At 44.3% G+C, this 19,722-nt stretch carries 14 protein-coding genes; 4 read left to right on the top strand and 10 right to left on the bottom strand.

The annotated features are described in order from the left end of the window. Positions 1-56: 56 nt before the first annotated feature. The 4 genes from NYE25_RS29010 to NYE25_RS28995 all read left to right on the top strand — a co-directional run bounded on the left by NYE25_RS29010 (position 57) and on the right by NYE25_RS28995 (position 5,349). The gene (locus NYE25_RS29010) at positions 57-1,433 is read left to right on the top strand and encodes an efflux RND transporter periplasmic adaptor subunit (protein ID WP_341147493.1); all 1,377 of its coding nucleotides are present in this window, start codon (positions 57-59) and stop codon (positions 1,431-1,433) included. Then, positions 1,430-2,128 carry an ABC transporter ATP-binding protein gene (locus NYE25_RS29005; protein WP_042186162.1) on the top strand — a complete coding sequence of 233 codons (699 nt, stop codon included), beginning with the start codon at positions 1,430-1,432 and terminating at the stop codon, positions 2,126-2,128. Before NYE25_RS29010 ends, NYE25_RS29005 begins: the two co-directional genes overlap by 4 nt. Then, positions 2,125-3,297 (top strand): ABC transporter permease, encoded by a 1,173-nt coding sequence (locus NYE25_RS29000; RefSeq protein WP_156113076.1) that lies wholly within the window; start codon positions 2,125-2,127, stop codon positions 3,295-3,297. The genes NYE25_RS29005 and NYE25_RS29000 overlap by 4 nt, the downstream gene beginning before the upstream one ends. Before the next feature lie 441 nt (positions 3,298-3,738). Further along, entirely contained in the window at positions 3,739-5,349 is a 1,611-nt protein-coding gene (locus NYE25_RS28995; protein ID WP_341147492.1) for a diguanylate cyclase domain-containing protein, read from the top strand. A gap of 60 nt (positions 5,350-5,409) precedes the next feature. On the opposite strand, the gene pulA is transcribed toward NYE25_RS28995, so the two are convergent. The 10 genes from pulA to NYE25_RS28945 all read right to left on the bottom strand — a co-directional run bounded on the left by pulA (position 5,410) and on the right by NYE25_RS28945 (position 19,581). Beyond that, positions 5,410-7,749 (bottom strand): type I pullulanase, encoded by a 2,340-nt coding sequence (gene pulA / locus NYE25_RS28990; protein ID WP_341147491.1) that lies wholly within the window; start codon positions 7,747-7,749, stop codon positions 5,410-5,412. Positions 7,750-8,163: 414 nt separating this feature from the next. After that, the gene (ptsP, locus tag NYE25_RS28985) at positions 8,164-9,876 is read right to left on the bottom strand and encodes a phosphoenolpyruvate--protein phosphotransferase (RefSeq protein WP_341147490.1); all 1,713 of its coding nucleotides are present in this window, start codon (positions 9,874-9,876) and stop codon (positions 8,164-8,166) included. Next, positions 9,869-10,144: an HPr family phosphocarrier protein gene (locus NYE25_RS28980; protein WP_042131974.1), complete on the bottom strand. Its 276-nt coding sequence runs from the start codon at positions 10,142-10,144 to the stop codon at positions 9,869-9,871. The genes ptsP and NYE25_RS28980 overlap by 8 nt, the downstream gene beginning before the upstream one ends. 100 nt (positions 10,145-10,244) lie before the next feature. Beyond that, entirely contained in the window at positions 10,245-12,308 is a 2,064-nt protein-coding gene (gene ptsG, locus NYE25_RS28975; protein WP_341147802.1) for a glucose-specific PTS transporter subunit IIBC, read from the bottom strand. Positions 12,309-12,587: 279 nt separating this feature from the next. Continuing rightward, the gene (gene glcT / locus NYE25_RS28970) at positions 12,588-13,463 is read right to left on the bottom strand and encodes a glucose PTS transporter transcription antiterminator GlcT (protein WP_341049354.1); all 876 of its coding nucleotides are present in this window, start codon (positions 13,461-13,463) and stop codon (positions 12,588-12,590) included. A gap of 128 nt (positions 13,464-13,591) precedes the next feature. Next, complete coding sequence (locus NYE25_RS28965; protein ID WP_341147489.1) at positions 13,592-15,205, bottom strand: hypothetical protein; 1,614 nt, start codon at positions 15,203-15,205, stop codon at positions 13,592-13,594. After that, positions 15,198-15,905, bottom strand: coding sequence for an ABC transporter ATP-binding protein (locus tag NYE25_RS28960; RefSeq protein ID WP_149645818.1), 708 nt, complete (start codon positions 15,903-15,905; stop codon positions 15,198-15,200). Before NYE25_RS28960 ends, NYE25_RS28965 begins: the two co-directional genes overlap by 8 nt. Positions 15,906-16,016: 111 nt before the next feature. After that, positions 16,017-17,591, bottom strand: a complete 1,575-nt coding sequence (locus NYE25_RS28955) for a flotillin family protein (RefSeq protein ID WP_076300025.1) — start codon at positions 17,589-17,591, stop codon at positions 16,017-16,019. Next, entirely contained in the window at positions 17,591-18,127 is a 537-nt protein-coding gene (locus NYE25_RS28950; protein ID WP_042186148.1) for a hypothetical protein, read from the bottom strand. Before NYE25_RS28950 ends, NYE25_RS28955 begins: the two co-directional genes overlap by 1 nt. A gap of 290 nt (positions 18,128-18,417) precedes the next feature. After that, positions 18,418-19,581: an iron-containing alcohol dehydrogenase gene (locus NYE25_RS28945; RefSeq protein WP_341147488.1), complete on the bottom strand. Its 1,164-nt coding sequence runs from the start codon at positions 19,579-19,581 to the stop codon at positions 18,418-18,420. Between the last annotated feature and the right edge of the window lie 141 nt (positions 19,582-19,722).

The raw sequence follows: 19,722 nt of genomic DNA, 5'->3' as shown, positions 1-19,722 counted from the left end.
AACGTGCGAGGGGTGGCCTAAGTTAAAAGAAATTTGATGATCTATGGAGGAAAGAAATGAAGAAGAAAAAAGTGTTGCTCTGGACCATCGGAGTAGTAGCTGTAGTAACAGCCGGATTGTTGGTGTATATATTTTTGCCTGATAAGAGCAGTCAGGCTGCTGAAGTGCCCGTTAATACAGCCACGGTTACGAAGGGCGATATCGTAGTAAATGTATCTGGAGCAGGCTCCGTCACGGCCACTGAAACAGGAAAAGTGAAAACGAAGGACGCTGGAACCGTAGCTGAGGTGCTTGTCAAAGAAGGCGACAATGTGAAAAAAGGTCAGACATTAATTACCTTCGAAGGCGATGATTTGAGCGACAATCTCAAGCAGGAACAAACCTCTCTTACCTCGCTTGAAGAGGATCTTCAGGACAAGCAGGAGCAGTATAAGAAGCTTGCCGTGGCAGGTGCCTCCGAGGATGAATTAGCCAGTGCCAAACGTTCGATTGAAAAAGCGAAAACGGATATCGCTTCTCAAATCGAAAAAATCGCATCTGTACAAGAGGATATGATCCCTCCAGATCCCCTAACCGCCCCTATTGACGGAACTGTTACAGCAGTTAACATAGCCAGCGGTGAAAAAGCGATGGATGGCTCTGAACTCATCGATATCACCGATTATGCTAATTTAAGCGTCATAGTGCAGGTGGATGAGCTTGATATTCCTACAGTGAAAATAGGGATGCCTGCTACCATTTCATTGGATGCCCTGCCCGACACTGAATTCAAGGGGAGTGTTACTAAGATTGCCAAGGAAGGCACCGTCTCGAACGGAGTCTCCCTCTTCGATGTTACCGTTGGCTTAACCACCTCCGAAGGCGCCCTTGTAGGGATGTCGGCAGAAGTTTCAGTTACAACAGCTGAGAAAAAAGATGTATTAACCGTACCTATTGAAGCTGTTCAAGAAAGAAATGGCAAGTACACAGTTTCTCTCCCTTTAACAGCGGTTTCAGCGGGTTCAACCGATTCCTCAAAAGCCTCTAGCGAGGGCCAAGCACCGAGGCCTAGCGGGGCTCCTGATGCTCGCGATGGTGCTATGCCTAGTGGAGCTCCTGATGCTCGCGGCGGTACTATGCCTAACGGAGCTGCTGGCACAAGAAACCGTGGAAATAGTAATCAGCGAACAGTTTCCGTCGAAGTGGGCATCCATGATGAGAGCAGTATTGAAATTGTCAGTGGGCTTAATGAAGGAGACAAAGTGATCATCCCTACTGTCATCTCTACCAAAACAGGTACAACTAGTACTGAGATGCAAATGCAAGGTGGCATGGGCGGTATGGGTGGCGCCGGTTTCGGCGGCGGCGGCTTTAATGGCGGTGGTGGCTTCAGTGGAGGTGGTACTGGTGGCACGGGCGGAGCACCTGGTGGTGGCGGAGGTGGCAGTAGATGAGTGCTTTAACGCCACTGATCCAAGTCCAGAATATGACCCATGGCTATACTATGGCCGGAGAAACTATGACAGTTCTAAAAAATCTTTCCTTTACAATCGACTTCGGAGAGTTCGTAGCGATTATAGGTCCTTCCGGTTCTGGTAAATCAACACTAATGAACATGCTCGGATGCCTGGATGTATCGGATGAAGGAAGCTATCTCCTAGACGGACAAGAGGTTCGTAAGTTATCCGACAACAAGCTGGCAGTTATCCGGAATGAGAAGATCGGCTTTATCTTTCAAAACTTCAATCTCCTCCCCAAGTTGTCTGCTGTCGAGAATGTGGAGCTTCCGCTAATATACCGCGGCCTCTCACATCGAGAACGCAGAGAAACAGCGCAGCAAGCACTCCTTAAAGTTGGTTTGGAGGAGAGAATGCATCACCGACCTTCTGAGCTTTCAGGAGGACAGCAGCAGCGTGTAGCGATTGCGCGAGCCATGGCTGGATCTCCCCCGATTCTACTTGCAGATGAACCTACCGGGGCGCTTGATACGCGAACTGGACAAGAGGTCATGCAGATGATACGAGAATTAAATGAGCAGGGTCATACAATCATCCTAATCACACATGACCTCGAAATTGCAAAGCAAGCAAAGCGGATCATTCGTATTCAGGATGGCAACCTCGTAGAAGATCGGAGGAATGCGAGGTGAAATTATTTCAAAGTATGCGGATGGCTCTAAAAAGTATTTACAGCAGTAAAGTAAGAGCTTTTTTAACGATGCTGGGTATTATTATTGGTGTATCATCCGTTATCATCCTCGTTTCTGTGGGGCAGGGAACTACTTCTCAGATTACGGAGCAGCTTAATGGACTCGGAACAAATCAACTGACGGTAAACATCACTGGCCGTGGGGCTACCACCTCCCTCACCTATGAAGAAGCCTTGGCACTAGGAGATATAGAGGGGATAGAAAATGTAGCTCCTGTGATCAGTGGCAACGTTACAGCCAAGCATAATACTGAGAATGTTAGCGTTACAGTTGAGGGCATTACACCTTCTTATGAGGACGTTAAGGATTTTCATGTACAGTCAGGACGTTTCCTGCTTGATATTGATACGGAGTACCGGCAGAAGGTAGCGCTAATCGGCACAGGTACGGCTGAGGATTTATTCGGTACAGATGATCCTGTCGGCCAAAAGGTACAGCTAAACGGGATCAGCTATAAAATCGTCGGTCTTTTGGAAGCAAAAGGCTCTAGTCTAAGTGGCTCCAACGATGATATCTTATTGATTCCTATAGCTACTGCAGAACGTCAGTTAAAAAGCAAAGGCGTACGTTCCATCACAATTGCGACGACTTCAGCAGACACTGTAGCTACCGTAAAAGATAAACTAGAGAGTACACTGGATGCTAAATTTAATTATGCGGATAATGCTTTTAGTGTCTTTGACTCTCAAGAGATGCTGGAAACTGTAAATTCTACGACAGCTACGCTTTCAATGGCACTTGCGGGAATTGCCGGCATTTCTCTGTTTGTCGGGGGGATCGGCATTATGAATATTATGATCGTATCCGTTAATGAAAGAACAAGGGAAATTGGTATCCGCAAAGCAATCGGCGCCAAAAAGTTCGATATTCTCGCTCAATTCATGATCGAATCCATTGTGCTTAGCGGATTGGGTGGGGTGATCGGTGTTGGCATTGGAGTCGCAGGTAGTTGGTTACTAGGAAAGTACACTTCACTTACAGTATCCATTGCTTGGGATATGGTACTGATATCTTTTGTTTTCTCCTTGCTTATCGGCGTGATTTTCGGAATGATGCCTGCGAACAAAGCCGCGCGGCTTCGCCCCATTCATGCACTACGTAACGAATAGTAACTTCAAGTCAGCTGCCACAGTCATTATTATGACTAGGCAGCTTTTTTTTAACATAACAGAACTCATATTTTGGGGGCTGAGCTGGGTATCATTTACGAAGGCGTTGGGTAATAGGATTTATGGATTTGAATATAGATAAGGCAATAGGCCCATACCATAATCATTTAAATTTTTTATTATTGATATTTATTTGAGGAAGCGATTGCTCTATAAGTAGGACGTCCTATATACTTGTTGTACTACAAACTGCGATCCACACACAATTTATCTTTCCCATGCCTCAATTCCCACTATATTACAACACCTCTTTTTTTTACATAATTACTCTCAACATCTTTGCCTGAAAATAAAACACGCCTGCCACAAATGGAAGTTCCGCAGGTTATAGGTTAGCAGCAATAAGATTTGTTAAACATCTTATGCGGGGAGAAGATGACCGTGGCTGGATTTTTCGATATCAAAGTAACACGCAAACTAATCTTTATTTTTGCTGCGATCTCCATTCTACTGGTTGGGATTAGTGTAGCTTCTTTACTCTATCTAAATCACACCATTAACAGAATGTCAGATTCTTTATATGAAGATGTATTTGAGAACTCTGAGCTCATACTGAGCGCTGACCGTGATCTGTATCAAGCCGCAATCGCTCTCCACTCCTCCATGAGCTCGAACCTCACTGACGCTGAACGTGATCAGTTCATTCAGGAATTTAAGGACAATAATCAACAAGCACAAGAACGGGTAGGCCAAGCAAGTTCAGACATCAAATCTATCAACAAACCCTACAGTGATTTGAAACAGGCAAATATACTTACTGAATTAGAGAACGAGCTCCATGCCTTCGAAACATCCCTAGTCCTATGGAAGAGTACAGGGAGTACATTGATTGCTGAACGGATGCAAATCGGATGGGACCCTGCTTCATATCATGCTGTAAGTCTGAACATGCAGTTAAATGAAGTCAGAACTCATCTAGATCAATCAGAAGACCTGATAGACACCTACGCTTTACAAGTAACAGATGGGTTCCAAGATAAAAAGAGTGCACTCTTTGCGCTATACTCATTGGTCTTCTTTATTCTGCTTCTAGTTATTATTTATCTGGGTCGCAAAATCATTTGGCTCAAAAATGAAATGCTGGAAGAACAAACACTCTATCAGCTAATCGGTGAAACCATGTCTGACTTTATTATTTTGACTGATCCTAACGGGTTGATACTGTATAGCTCCCCTTCACATTCAAGTATTCTCGGCTATGTTCCTAAAAAGGGTGACCCACTCTCCAACTACATTCGCGAACCGGAAATTGCTTGGGCTAAACTAAAGAGTGTCGTTCAAGGAACCCCTCGTATCTCAGAGCTACGAATGCGTGGAGCTGAAGGGCAATGGGTATGGCTGGAAACGAAGGTGTCGCCTGTTCGGGGAAGTAATAATTTCCCAGCACAATTTATGTTAGTGTCCCGTGAAATTACACAACGGAAGCAATACGAAGAACGATTACATAAGCTAGCCTTCTATGATCATTTAACCGCGATTCCCAACCGTGCTCATTTCAAAATGTACATGGAAAATCTCATCAACCAACCCGAGGAACGGAGAAAGAATATTGCACTCGCATTGCTGGATTGTGACAGATTCAAGCAGCTAAACGATACCTTAGGACATCTGGCCGGAGACGAATTTCTCCAACTGCTCTCTCGAGAGCTTTTGCAAACGGTTAAAGGTGTAGGCCAGGCGTTCCGGATTGGCGGTGATGAATTCGCGGTGGTACTGCACCGATTTACCTCTCCAGAAATGTTAGATGAAATGCTACAACGGTTGCTTAAGTTATTCAACAAATCTTGGTCTATTGACAATGGATCTAGCTTCCACACCTCCGCAAGTATTGGTGTAGCCCTATTTCCTGAGCATGGAGGCAGTATTAATGAACTTCTGCGTGCCGCAGATCTAGCGATGTACCTTTCCAAAGACCATGGAGGGAATGAAGCTAATCTCTACTACGAGCTTTTAGATGTAGGTTTATCCAACCAGATCATCGGAAAACCATAAGATCAACAAAAAGAGCTGTTCCGGGGTATAACTAACCCTGAAGCAGCTCTTTTTTATTTTTTAACTGGTTAACTGCAAATGATCATCTGAGATCCCATCATTCTCCTGATCACGATCTATAACCATGACCTTGATCAGCTCGTCATCCTTGGAACAATCAATGAAGCGATCGCCATCCCCATCTTTCTCTTCCCAGTCATTAAGTCGTAATATATACCCGATAGAATCTGTATCTGGCAACACCTCAATTCGTGCAACTGCACGCCCATCCTCCATATACCGAAAGTCGCATTGTCCATCCTGAATTCCTGTATCCCAAACCCAAAGATTCCAGCCTTGATATTTCCCATCTGGCCGTTCATAGTGTACTTCGATAATTTTGGACCGCCGTGCTGGCTCACCACATTCATCATAGAGTACCATCATCGACAAGCCTTCAATTTCCACCTCGCTACCTGCAACCTTTCGGAATGCTTCTGTCCCCGCTCGGGTATGATCCACTACCACGTTCCAACCGTTATTAGCTTCAGGAAGAGATAGCTTTACTCGATCATTATTGGCGTTAAAGATGACTGTTATATTGTTCCAGAGGTCGCCTCCTGCATGATTTCTAAGCAGGTACGACACGATCCCCCCATCACAGCGCAGAAATTCTAGCGAACGCTCAATTTCCTGCCGACCATGTAGACGAAATGCCGGATGTGTACGCCGCAGTTCGATCAAGCCTTTATAATATTGAAATACAGGCTTAAACATACTCTTCATGTTCCAGCGGATCGCGTTAATCGTATCACCGCTACGATAGCTATTATGATCTCCAAATTTACTGCGCAGTAGCTCATCACCGGCATGCAGGAATGGAATCCCTTGCGAGGTCAGGATGATTCCATTTGCAAGTAGGGATCGGCGCACGGTCTCATTGCTGAGAATATTCTCCAGATCTACATTCACGTAAGGATTAGCCCGTGAAACGGCATCCTGAAATCCCCCTTGAACGGTAAGCACCTTATCCCATAAATTCAAATTGTCATGGGCCGTTACATAGTTCACCGATTCCACTGGGGAGTCTGTAAATTCGTGGATGGCTCCTTTGATTCCGGCTGCAATAGCCCCTTCTTTGCCATATTCCCCTGTAATGAATCCCCGTCCCCATCCATCACTATCACCTTTGATCGCGGAACGAAAGTTATCATTGAAGACAGCATATCCTTTCCCCCGCTGCACACCTTTTAGCGTCTTTGTTGCCAGTGGAGAATCTCCACCTGTCCAAGGTTCGCCATATAACAGCAGATTAGGATTCACCTCAAGTCGAAGCTCTTCCGTTATTTCACGCATGGTCACACTATCCATCAGACCCATAAGATCAAATCTGAAGCCATCAATATGATACTCCGTAGCCCAGTAGGACAACGAATCCTTAATATATTTGCGTACCATCGGACGCTCTGTAGCCAGCTCGTTACCAACTCCCGAGCCATTAGATAAACGTCCCAAGAAGTCACGGCGATAGAAGTAATCTGGGACAAGCGGCTCGAAGGGGCCCTTCTCCACAGCGTACGTGTGGTTGTAAACCACATCCATAATCACTGAAATCCCACGACTATGCAAAGCCTGAACCATTTCTTTAAATTCCCGGATTCGTAGACCTGGATCGGTAGGATCAGTGCTATATGATCCTTCCGGTACATTATAATGCTGAGGATCATATCCCCAATTGTAGTCGGTATGTTCAATGTACGAACCACGCTTTATTACACTTAACTCATCTACGGTCTGGAAATCAAACACGGGCATCAGATGTACATGGGTGATACCCAATTCAACCAGATGATCAATTCCTATTGCATTTCCTTCCGAATCTCTTAAGCCAAATTCGGTAAATGCTTTGAATTTGCCCTTATAGTACATGCCAGAGCTCTCATGTGAGGAGAAGTCACGCACATGCAGCTCGTAAATAACCGCGTCTGCAGGATGCTGCAATGTAGGAGCAACGTCCTTCTCCCAATGCTCAGGATGGGTCCTGCGCAAATCAACGATTGCTGTTCTTAAACCATTTGCCGATACGGCTGTTGCATAAGGATCTACTGCTTCCGTCACATTTCCATCAGCAAATACAGCACGGTACATATAATATTTCCCTTTTAAATCACCTGATAACTTAGTCTGCCAGACTCCGCCGTTCTGACGCTGCATATATATAATACGCCCACTATCTGTAGAGCTCGGATCAAATCCAATGTTACGTTGATTTCCATCTGTTTCGTACATAACTAGAGATACAGCAAAAGCAGTAGGTGCCCAAACTTTAAATACACTGTACTCCACCGAGTACGTCAAGCCCAGGTCTTTACCTTCATAGACCTCTAACATTAATTCTGTATTTATAACATTTTTACTCATGAGTTAACACCATCCTATGGCTCCCTGGCTAACTTATAGGGATGCTTATAAGTCCAAATATTTCCAATTTAGATCATATTAATACTTGCACAGCTCTGCAAGTCGGTAAAGGAGTATAAACTTTCTATGGATTCATACTATTATTATATGTAAGACATATTTACAGGTTTGGGTTCCTTACCGACTTTATACTCGTCACTATTACTATCGGCATAGACATCTGTGCAATAAAGCAAATAAAAAGTGAATTTAATTATTCTAAATATGAGTATAACGCTCACGTATGAACTTAAGCCAACGTAAGAAATAAAATTATCGATATACACACAAAAAAACCGACCTCCAAACATCGGAAGTCGGTAATAGTAGTTGGAACGTTATAAACGTTTAACGGAGTAATGCATATGGAAATAGTTAGTTAGTGATGCTTTGAACAAGTGCAGCTACTTCTTCAGCAGTGCCAAGTTGCAATGCTTTTGCAGCCAGTTCCTTCATGTCGGCAGCCGACAATTTAGAAATTTGACTACGTGCTGGCAGAATTGACGTTGCACTCATACTGAATTCATCAAGGCCAAGACCTAGTAAGAGTGGAATCGCTGTTGCGTCCCCAGCCATCTCACCGCACATTCCTGTCCATTTACCTTCTGCATGCGCTGCATCAATTACATTCTTGACCAGACGCAGGATGGCCGGATTGTATGGCTGATACAGGTAAGACACCCGTTCATTCATACGGTCAGCAGCCATTGTATATTGAATAAGGTCATTCGTACCAATACTAAAGAAATCAACTTCCTTTGCAAACTGGTCTGCCAGTACAGCAGTGGAAGGAATCTCAACCATAATGCCGAGCTGAATGTTGTCAGATACTTCCTTGCCTTCTTCACGAAGCTTCGATTTCTCTTCAAGCAGAAGATCACGGGCTGCACGGAATTCACCAAGTGTTGCGATCATAGGGAACATAATGCGAAGATCCCCATGAACACTTGCTCTCAGTAAAGCACGCAGTTGCGTACGGAAAATATCCTGACGATCCAGACAAAGACGAATCGCACGGAAACCTAAGAAAGGATTCATTTCCTTTGGAAGATCCAGATACGGAAGTTCTTTGTCGCCACCTATATCAAGTGTACGTACGACTACCGGTTTACCTTTCATATTCTCAAGCACTGTACGATAGGCGTTATATTGAATTTCCTCAGAAGGCAGCTTATCGCGGCCCATGTATAAAAACTCAGTACGATACAAGCCTACACCTTCGCCGCCATTCTCAATTACACCATTGACATCGTTTGGTGTACCGATATTAGCTGCCAGCTCCACGTGCTTACCGTCTGCAGAGATCGTTGGTTTATCACGAAGTTTCTTCCACTCTGCAATTTGCAAGTCGTAAGCTTCCTGCTTGCGAACGTACTCTGCCACTTCTGCTTCACTAGGATTAATAAGAACGTCTCCGTTCAGACCATCGACGATCACTAGATCCCCAGAATTCACTTGTGTCATGACATTCTTAGTTCCAACAACTGCTGGAATTTCCAAGGAGCGTGCCATAATCGCTGAGTGGGACGTACGTCCACCAATGTTTGTTGTGAAGCCTTTAACATACTTGCGATTTAGCTGTGCTGTGTCAGAAGGCGTCAAATCCTCTGCGATAACAATAACCTCTTCATTGATTTCTGCAGGACTAACATAATGAATACCCAGCAAGTGGTTCAGCAGGCGTTTGGTCACATCACGCATGTCAGCTGCACGTTCTTGTAAGTAAGCACTCTTCATGTTTTCGAACATTTCAATGAATTGTGTAGCTACTTCGTTTAGTGCATAGTCCGCGTTAACCGATTCCTGACGAATTTTATCAATTACGGGATTAATCAGCTCAGGGTCCTCAAGAATCAGCAGATGGGATGCAAAAATCTCTGCTTTCTTCTCTCCTAGTTCTGCTAAAGTACGCTCTTTAATAGTCTGTAGTTCAGCACTTGATTTAGCAAGTGCGTCATTCAACTTGGCTACTTCTGCTTCAGGATCACTGATACTAGTTTTTGTAATTGTATAATCCGGATGTTTCAGGATAAAAGCACGGGCTACTGCAATCCCTGCTGAAGCCGCGATTCCTGAAATTTTATTCATGGATTTCCCCTAGCCCTTCTTTAATCATTACATCAGAAAGTGCGCTCAGAGCTTCAGCTTCTTCGCTACCTTCAGTAATCAGAGACAAAGTGTCTCCAGCTTCTAGACCCAATGACAATACGCCAAGGATAGATTTCAATGTAACTTTTTTGCCTTTTGCTTCTGCATAAGCTTCTGTACCTTTGAATTTCGTAGCTGTATTTACCAAGGCAGTTGCCGGACGTGCGTGAATTCCATCTTCATCGATAATTCTGAATGTTGTTTGCATAATATTATCCAACTCGCTTTCTTTTAATAGAATATTTTTAAATTTATAGTGAAGGCTTCGCTCCCTTTAATGTTTAAAGGAAGCGTCCACCCTTGCACTTTTACTGAATGGTAATAATATCCTTATCACCAATAGATACCTTACCTGGCTTCTTCAAGGTTACGGAAGAGCCTTCTGGTAAATTGGAGAAAATAACAGGTGACATTACTGATGGTGCATGTGCTTTTACATATTCTAAATCCACTTCCATGATCGGCTGTCCAGCAGCTACAAGGTCGCCCTCTTCGACTAGAACTGTAAAGCCTTGACCTTTAAGCTTAACTGTATTAACCCCTATATGAACGAGCACTTCCTTACCTCCATCGGACATAATGCCGATCGCATGCTTGCTCGGGAACACATTAAACACTTTACCGTAGACCGGTGAAGCAATCTTTCCATCATCGGATAAGAAAGCAAAACCATCACCCGTCATTTTTTGGGAGAATACTGCATCAGGAACCTCAGTGATATCCACTAGTTCACCATTTACCGGGGAGACGATATCTTCTTTGATAATCGCTTCACTAGCTTCACCTGCCTGCTGTTCTTCTTCAGGCTGTGGCGTAGCCGCTACCGGCGTTGGTGCAGGTGTCTTCCCGCTAATTACATCTTGAATCTGAGATTTAATGGTATCGGAACGTGTGCCGAAGATCGCTTGAATGTTATTACCCACCTCAAGCACACCTGATGCACCTAACTTCTTCAGACGAGTCTTATCCACACCTGATTTATCTTTAACCTCCACACGAAGGCGGGTAATACAAGCATCCAGATGAGCGATGTTCTCTTTACCACCCAACGCAGACAAGATGTTTCGTGGTAAATCATCACCCGTTTTAGAAACGGCTTCTGTGTTAGTATCTTCAACCTCACCCGTATCCTCTTCACGACCCGGTGTCATCAGATTGAACTTCCGAATAACAAAGCGGAATCCGAAGTAGTAAATTACGGCAAGGGCAAGACCTACTGGAATTACGAGCCACCAAGCCGTACGGTTCGGGATAATACCAAAGAGCACGTAATCAATAAAACCTCCAGAGAAGGTCATACCAATCTTGACATTAAGAATATGCATGGTCATAAAGGACAAACCTGCAAAAACAGCATGTACTGCGAACAGCAATGGAGCTACGAACAAGAATGAGAATTCAAGCGGCTCTGTAATCCCTGTCAGGAATGAAGTCAATGCTGCGGAAAGCATCAAACCTCCGACAAGTTTTTTATTATGAGGTTTAGCTTCATGATAAATGGCCAAAGCAGCTGCTGGAAGACCGAACATCATGAAAGGATACTTACCTGTTGTAAATGTTCCTGCTGTGAATTCTACGCCATCACGAAGCTGCTGCATGAAGATCCGTTGGTCACCACGAACCAATTCCCCAGCTTTATCTACGTAGGTACCAAATTCATACCAGAACGGAGAATAGAAGATGTGATGCAGACCAAAAGGAATAAGCGAGCGTTCGATTGTTCCGAAGATAAACGCTGCGAGCGTTTTATTCGTATCAATCATACTTTGTGATACATAGTTCAGACCGTGTTGAATTGGCGGCCAAACTAAGGTCAATGCCAGACCAAGAAGCAAAGACGTTACCGCAGTCATGATCGGAACAAAACGTTTACCTGCGAAGAAACCCAGGTAGGATGGAAGTTCGATTTTGAAGAATCGTTTGTACATGGACGATGCCAATATACCGACGAGTATACCTCCAAATACCCCCGTTTGCAGTGTTGGAATTCCTAAGACGCTAGCATAGGAAAAGTCGCCTTGGCTCAGGACATAATCATTGACGCCAATTACAGTACCCATCGTAACATTCATTACGAGGAAACCAATAATAGCGGCTAGACCAGCAACACCCTCACCACCGGATAAACCGATGGCAACACCCACGGCAAATAGTAAGGATAGATTATCAAATACAATTTGCCCTGAGTTCATCAATACGTTCGCAATTGCCTGAACTACATCGTTCTCAAGTGCCGGAACGTATTGTAGAAAATCGGGGTTTACCAGCATGTTTCCTATTCCAAGGAGCAGACCGGCTGCTGGCAGTATGGCTACTGGGAGCATCAGCGCTTTACCGACTCTTTGTAAAACGCCGAAAAGCTTTTTGAACATCATGGTCACTTCCTTTCATTATTCACATTTTCAGTAAAACAGATGCCAAAAAAAGCATGAGCAACACAGTATAAAGGTTGTTATCTAACGCTAAGGTTAGATTACCCCAAGATGGGGACTAGCAACCAAAATACTGTAAATCACTCATGCCTGATCGAATCAGTTACACGCTTGGTATTCTGTTTTAATTAGGACACCGATATTGTAGCACCGTTTTTTTGTAGTGACAAGCTTTTTTTAAAATATAAGAAAGTATAAGTTTCACTTTATACATTATCCTTATATTTCTCGCTTCGTCTCCATACCCACTTCATCCTCTTTCTTCTGGGCAAGACGTTGCAAATGAACTGTCAAATAACTGACCTCTGCTGGATACACAGGAATTCGTACTCGGTTCTCAATCACCTTAGTTAACTGCCAAGCCAAGGTATACATTTCGGGATACTCTCGTTTCATAAGACCATCCAGCGTAGAAGTCTCCCGCACTGATTCTCCACGGCGCAGTCTTTCTAGAACAAATCGTAGATGAGTCACCAACCGCGAATAATCAAGTGAATCACGTGGAATTCGATATTCGAGATTATTCTCTACGATTCCGATCAAATCACCAATCAAAAGAGAATGCTGTCTGACCTCGGAAATTTGTCTATTACTCAGCGCGCTAACGATATGAAGTGCAACAAAACCCACCTCATCTACAGGCAATTCCACGCCCATGCCTTCATTAATCCGCTCAATCGCATACTCTGCCATCTTATACTCTTCAGGATAAATTTCCTTAGTCTCATACAGAAACGGATTATGAATTGGGATATCTTGTTCATAACGCCGTATAGCAAATGAGATATGATCAGTGAGTGCAATATGAACATGCTCATTAAGTGGTTGACTACTGCTATGCATAATATATAACAAAATTTCATGTACAATCTCAATCAACTTCTCATCCACTTGGGGAAGAAGCTGTTTATATTGTTCCTGTTCTTCCTGGCTGCGGAGAATAAACATCTTCTCCACAGAGGATAGGTTAATCCGATCATGCAATTTTCGATTAAACCCTATCCCTTTGCCAATTACTACAACCTCGGAATATTGGGGATGGTCCGCAATGATAACGTTGTTATTTAACACCTTTGCTACAGTTATGCTACTCATTTTTGCCACCTCTTTTATCTCTAAACACCTGACTTCCAAGCAGCAAACGCAACATGAAACGGTACGATTAAAAAACTCTCGTTACCATCATATCATCAACATTCCGATATTAGAAGAACACTCGCATTCTATTTTACCCGGAAGGTTCGGCTGGAGAACTTGTATACCAACGTCACGGCAATAACCATATAAGCAATCGTTCCCGCAAGAACAACTAGCGTAAATAGTGACGATGCTTTTGGAAATCCGATACAAGCGATGCTTAGTCCCAATACAATGCTGTTGACGATAAAAAAGAACGGATTTTTCATATTTAGCTCCGTGCTGTACGGTTGAAAGATATAATACATGAACAAATGGTGCACTGAGAAGAACAAGGAAAGACAAAGAATCGTTACCCAAAAGATCACCGCATCCATCAAACCCCAATCTGCACCAGAGAGCAGAAACAGCAGAGTACAAGCTAAACATATGGCGACAGCAGGAATAAGATTAAGGCCACTCAATTTAATAAGACGAATCTTAAAATTGTCCAGAATCGCAGCTTGCTCACGATAGAATCCATAGCGCAACAAGCTTAAATCACAATTGTAAAACATCGCTTTGCATACGCGCTCACCTATAGAGGTATAGTTCATTATAAATACAAAAAAGGGAAGTCCACCGAGCAGATATGCTGTAAACTTGGACGAAGTCTCCGGCGAAATAAGCATCATTAGGACAGCCACTATAAAGAGCACACCAATGATCGTTAAACGCCTCTGGATGGGTTGAATCAACAAGCGTTTATGCCTGGAGAAAAAAATAGCATTTAGGTAGGCGTAACCTGTCTTTCCATGAAAAGCTTTCCCCTTAAGTTCTTCCGACGAAAAGTCCTTCTCCTTGGTCTGAACATCTGCCACCCTCGCTTCTTTCATCATCCGGTTCATATCCAGCAATGGATCATCTATCTTGGTAACGACATCTACAGCACTGCGATAGTTAGGATATTTCCCAATATACACAGCTGCAATTCCTCCAAGTACAACAATCACAAAACTCACTGGGACACTAAATCCTGTCGCATCATTTACAAAAGCATATCCTAGATAAAGAGGCACATAGGCAAGTAGGCCACCTAGGCCAATCACCGACCACACCCAGCTCATCTTTTTAACTAACACAATTTCTTTTTTGTCAAAAAACCAAAGATTTAGCGCCTCGGTGACTATTCTCCAGGCCGTTAACAGTAGTGTAAGCCATACGCCATGCCACAGCGGTGCCCCAAAAATCCCCGCAAACACGGTTAATGCCGGAATAAAATATATAAAGAACGTTAGCCCTTTAAGCAAAAGCGTAGCATGCATATACTGTTTAGCCGGAATTCTCATCAGCTTCACACATATATATTTATCCCGTTTGGGCTCTAATATAAATACATTCGAAACCGCAGCCACTATAAAGCTCAGAACTATAAAAATATGTAAGAACAATGCATACTGTTCGGCGAGCGACAATTCTTTGTGTGTAAGGACGATTGGTAAATAGATCACAATTCCCAAATAGGCGAACTTGCCTAAAAACCCCCACACTACCTTCAATGCAAGTACTATCCCAGCGAAGACTTGTTTTAGTGCAATGTTAGAGTAAATATCCCCTTTTAAAAGTTTGCCAAGAACAGGCAGCTTTTTGAAATAGTAAATCAGCCGATTGGCTCCGGACGAACCTCTAATCCTCTGAATGCTGCGAAGTGTACTAATCATTGTTGCCATCCTGAAGTAAAGCTATAATTTGCTCCTCAAATTCTGGACTTTGCAGAGTTTCACGCGGAATTTCTTGAAGGGTTCCATGATTTAGAATAACTAACTCGTCACATAAATCGGCGGCTAATTGCAAAATATGCGTAGAAAAAATAATGATATGATCCTGCTTCATCTCACGCAGCAATTTCTTGATCTCAAGAGCCACAACCACGTCAAAAGAAGTTAAAGGCTCATCTAATAAAATCAAAGGCGGGCGAGTAATGATAAAGCAGAGCATTTGAATTTTATTCTTCATCCCGTGGGAATAACCTTTAATCAGTCGGTGCCGATCTTCTTCCTCAAACTTAATAATTGAAAAATAATCTTCAATGCTTTTATTCGGATCGATCTTCTCACGGTTGATGTCCATATAAAACTTTACGAACTCATAACCTGTCAGAAACTCAGGCAAAATGGGTAGGGAAAATACATATCCGATGTCCTCGTCACGAAGCGGACGGGCACTATCCTTCTCACCAATAAAGGCAGCTCCGCTATCCATTTGGATCTCACCACTCAAACAATTGAAAAGTGTGGTTTTACCTGCTCCATTCCGTCCAAGCAGTCCGTAGATCTTCCCTCTTTCAAAGGTGAAATCTGCATCTTTAATCACCTGTTTACCATCGAAGCTTTTATGGATATGATCTAAAATTAGTTGCACGCTCGCGCACCTCTCCTATTCTATAGCTAAGACCCAAAACATAGAGTAAGCCCGGTAGCAATCACCGAGCTTACCTTAAATTAAATCATTCTATAGTAGTTATTGCTTTAACTAGTCTTCAGGTTGCTCAGCCACAGAAGTTGAAGCTTTGCTCGCTCCCCCCGATGCCGCTGGAGGTTGTATGGAGGTCACGGGTGTGACTGGAGCAGCCTTGCTTCCAGTTGACCCTGAGGATCTAGTCGTCAGCCCTTTGATCAGGGCCTCTACGTCAATTCCAGAGACGCTCTTCAGCATCTCAGGAGCCGTAGACATCAACTGAGTTACATAGTTGCTGACACGTGCCGCACCTTCACCATTACCGGTATCTACAACCGTAAGCTTGTCAATGGATGCCAGCGGCTTCGCGATTTGGCCAGCCAAATCAGGCAGCATTTTGACGATAATATCGAGCACGGCTGCTTCGCCGAATTTCTGGAAAGCTTCCGCCAGCTTTTCTTTGGCTTCTGCTTCCGCTAGACCGCGCAACCGGATAACCTCAGCATCCGCTGTACCTTTAGCCAGCTCTGCATCCGCCATCGCTTGACCTTCAAGACGCTTCTGCTCAGCTGTCGCTTTAGCTTGCGTTTCAATACTATATTGCAAGGCATCTGCCTCACGCATTCTCTTCGCCTTATCAGCTTCCGCCGCTTGCTCTACTGCGTAACGATCCGCTTCCGCTTTTTTCTTCACTTCTGCGTCGTACTGCTTCTCACGAACTTGAATTTCTTTGGCTTGCAAATCGATTTCACGTTCCTTACGTACCAGCTCAACCTTCATCTGTTCTTCAACAACGGTCTGCTTTGCACGTGCCTCTTGAATATGATAAGCCTGGTCGGCTTCCGCTTTCGCTGTATCCTGATCCCGTTTAAACGCAGCCACTTTAAGCTGGTTTTCCTTGGAGGCTTCGGCGATATTCGTATCCCGCAGCAGTTCTGCTTTTTGCCCTTGCTCTTCAGCGTTTGCCTTTTGAATTCTCGCATCCCGCACTGCTTCTGCTTCAGCGATCTCTGCATCCCGCTTCACTGCAGCTATCCGCGGTTTACCTAATGCGTCAAGATATCCATGTTTGTCTCGGACATCCTTGATAGTAAAGGAAACAATTTGCAGACCCATTTTCTTAAGATCACGTGCCGCCACGCCTTGAACCTCTTGCGCAAAACGGTCACGGTTACGATATACTTCCTCAACGGTCATCGAACCGAGAATGGCCCGTAGATGACCCTCAAGAACTTCTTGTGCTTCGCTCTTCAGCGCTTCAATCGGTTTGCCCATAAATTGCTCAGCGGCTGTCGCCACATCTTCAGTCGAGCTACCCACTTTAATAATCGCTACACCGTCAGCAATAACCGGAACCCCTTGTTCGGTGTATACTTCCGGGGTCGTCACATCGAGTTTATGAGAAAGAAGCGACATAAATTCAGCCTTCTGAAAGATAGGGAGGATAAATGCCCCGCCCCCACGTACTATCTTTATTTTACGACCAGATCCATCGTCTGAAATATGATTTTTCCCCAAGAACGACCCCGTTACGATCATCCCTTCATCTGGTCCAACCGTTTTGTAACGTGCCCAGAATGCGATACCTAGCACAAACAAAACAGCAACGACAACAGCAGGGACTAACAAATACTCAGGAATACCGAACATTAAAGATCCACTCCTCTTCTCTTTTCGAATTCTGACACCAATGCAACGCCTTCTCTAACCTCCACTACAACAACTTTAATCCCTGCCGGAAGCAGCTCATGATCAAAGCTTGCTGCCGTATGCAGGCTATTGCCGGCGCCAAACTTTACCATAATCTCACCATAACCCGTGGCGGGAACAGGAATTGTGATTTCCCCGATCTTGCCAGGCAGATCACTCATAGAGAACCCATTGGACATTTCGCTTTTTTCCATGGGCTTAACCACCCCTAGATACATAAGTACTCCCAAAAAAGCGGCGGCTAACAAAGACAAAGCAATGATCGCCCCAGCTTCCAGAGCGCTGTACCGGGTTAGAAGAATGCCCGCTCCGCCGAACACGGTTATTCCTCCTGCCAGTACGGTGGGATTCAGAAAATCTACGGATACGAAATCAAAGACCCCATGCAAGGCATCTCCGATCACATCACCCACCAGGACGCTGACTATGGCAAATATGACGCCTAGCGCCAAGCAGCCTAAATACAGCGTTTGCATATTTACTTCCTCCTGTCTTCATTCAGGACTGTCATATTACTTTAAACGAATAAAGTAGGTCATTGGTTTCACAAACTTTGGATATTTACCCATAAAAGTTCCATTCTGAGGATAAACGCACGAAAAATGCGGTCAGCAGCAGCAGAGATCAGGGACGATGTTGAGGAGAAATCCACAGTAGAGCATAAACGCAAAGAAGCGATTCATCCATTATGGAAGAATCACTTCTTTGACGTTCTATAACATCTTCTAGACTAAAGACGAAGGGTCTCTTTCGTAGAAGAATTTACTTACAAAGCCATTTTATAAATTTCAACTACATCCTCACGGTCAAGCTTGCGGAAATTACCAAACGGTCCGAAACGGACCGCCTTATCAGCCATGCTGCCGATCTCGCTGTCATCAATATCATAATCAGCGAGTGTCTTCGGTGCACCAATGGAATCCCAGAAGCTACGCAGCGCTGCAATTCCTTCCAGCCCTATTTCCTTATCGTTCTTACCCGCAGGATCAACTCCAAACACGTTTACAGCAAGCTTGCGGAAACGGGCAGGATCAGTATCGATATTATATTTCATCCATTGTGGGAACAGAATGGCTAGTCCTCCACCGTGTGGAATGTCGTATACAGCTGATACTGCGTGCTCGATGTTGTGAGTCGCCCAATCTCCTGCAAATCCCATGCTAACCATACCGTTAAGCGCCATTGTACCGCAGTACATGATCGTCTCACGCAGTTCGTAATTATTCAAATCTTCAATAAGCTTTGGTGCGGTTTCGATCACCGTACGTAGCAAAGTCTCACAGAAGCCGTCTTGTACCGGTGTGTTGCCATCAGTATGGAAATAGTGCTCCAGAACATGAGACATGATATCCACCATGCCGTAGACCGTCTGATCACGTGGCAGAGTGAAGGTGTTCTCTGGGTCAAGAATCGAAAATGCAGGGAATGCATGAATACTGCCCCAGCCCATTTTTTCCTTGGTCACTTCGTTGGTGATTACAGAGCCGCTATTCATTTCTGATCCTGTAGCTGCCATCGTCAGCACTGTACCGAGTGGGAGAGCGTCTTGAGCAGCTGCCTTACGTTCAACAAAGTCCCACATGTCACCATCATATTTCGCCCCAACAGCAACTGCTTTAGCGCAGTCCAACACACTACCGCCGCCTACAGCGAGGATGAGGTCGATATTATGCTCGTGACACAGCTCTACACCTTTATGTACGGTGGAAAGGCGTGGATTCGGCTCTACGCCTGAGAGTTCAGTAACCACAGCATCTATTGCACTCAGCTCAGCCATTACCTTATCGTACAGACCGCTACGCTTGATACTACCGCCACCGTACATCAACAATACATTCTTGCCGTACTTAGGAACCTCAGTCTTCAACGCTTCCAGCGTACCCTGTCCAAAAATCAACTTGGTAGGATTATAAAAATCAAATTTACGCATATGTGTAAACCTCCATTAGTTATTTCAGAATGTTTTGCTCACTCGTATTATAAACCTCTGAATACCCGCATTCAAATGGATTAGCTTCAAGCCACATAAAATAGGGGACGTCCTTAAGCCTACAGGCTTAAGGACATCCCC

The organism is Paenibacillus sp. FSL E2-8871 (genome assembly GCF_038000345.1).
Taxonomy (GTDB): domain Bacteria; phylum Bacillota; class Bacilli; order Paenibacillales; family Paenibacillaceae; genus Paenibacillus_AQ.
The sequence above is the reverse complement of the archived record's forward strand: the minus strand, read 5'-3'. Positions and strand labels throughout refer to the sequence as shown.

Excerpts from the sequence above, each read along its gene's own strand:
- NYE25_RS28980 (WP_042131974.1), bottom strand. The coding sequence starts at position 10,144 with ATGCAAACAACATTCAGAATTATCGATGAAGATGGAATTCACGCACGT.
- NYE25_RS29010 (WP_341147493.1), top strand. The coding sequence starts at position 57 with ATGAAGAAGAAAAAAGTGTTGCTCTGGACCATCGGAGTAGTAGCTGTA.
- NYE25_RS28950 (WP_042186148.1), bottom strand. The coding sequence starts at position 18,127 with ATGCAAACGCTGTATTTAGGCTGCTTGGCGCTAGGCGTCATATTTGCC.
- pulA (WP_341147491.1), bottom strand. The coding sequence starts at position 7,749 with ATGAGTAAAAATGTTATAAATACAGAATTAATGTTAGAGGTCTATGAA.
- NYE25_RS28945 (WP_341147488.1), bottom strand. The coding sequence starts at position 19,581 with ATGCGTAAATTTGATTTTTATAATCCTACCAAGTTGATTTTTGGACAG.
- NYE25_RS28955 (WP_076300025.1), bottom strand. The coding sequence starts at position 17,591 with ATGTTCGGTATTCCTGAGTATTTGTTAGTCCCTGCTGTTGTCGTTGCT.
- ptsP (WP_341147490.1), bottom strand. The coding sequence starts at position 9,876 with ATGAATAAAATTTCAGGAATCGCGGCTTCAGCAGGGATTGCAGTAGCC.
- NYE25_RS28965 (WP_341147489.1), bottom strand. The coding sequence starts at position 15,205 with ATGATTAGTACACTTCGCAGCATTCAGAGGATTAGAGGTTCGTCCGGA.
- ptsG (WP_341147802.1), bottom strand. The coding sequence starts at position 12,308 with ATGTTCAAAAAGCTTTTCGGCGTTTTACAAAGAGTCGGTAAAGCGCTG.
- glcT (WP_341049354.1), bottom strand. The coding sequence starts at position 13,463 with ATGAGTAGCATAACTGTAGCAAAGGTGTTAAATAACAACGTTATCATT.
- NYE25_RS29005 (WP_042186162.1), top strand. The coding sequence starts at position 1,430 with ATGAGTGCTTTAACGCCACTGATCCAAGTCCAGAATATGACCCATGGC.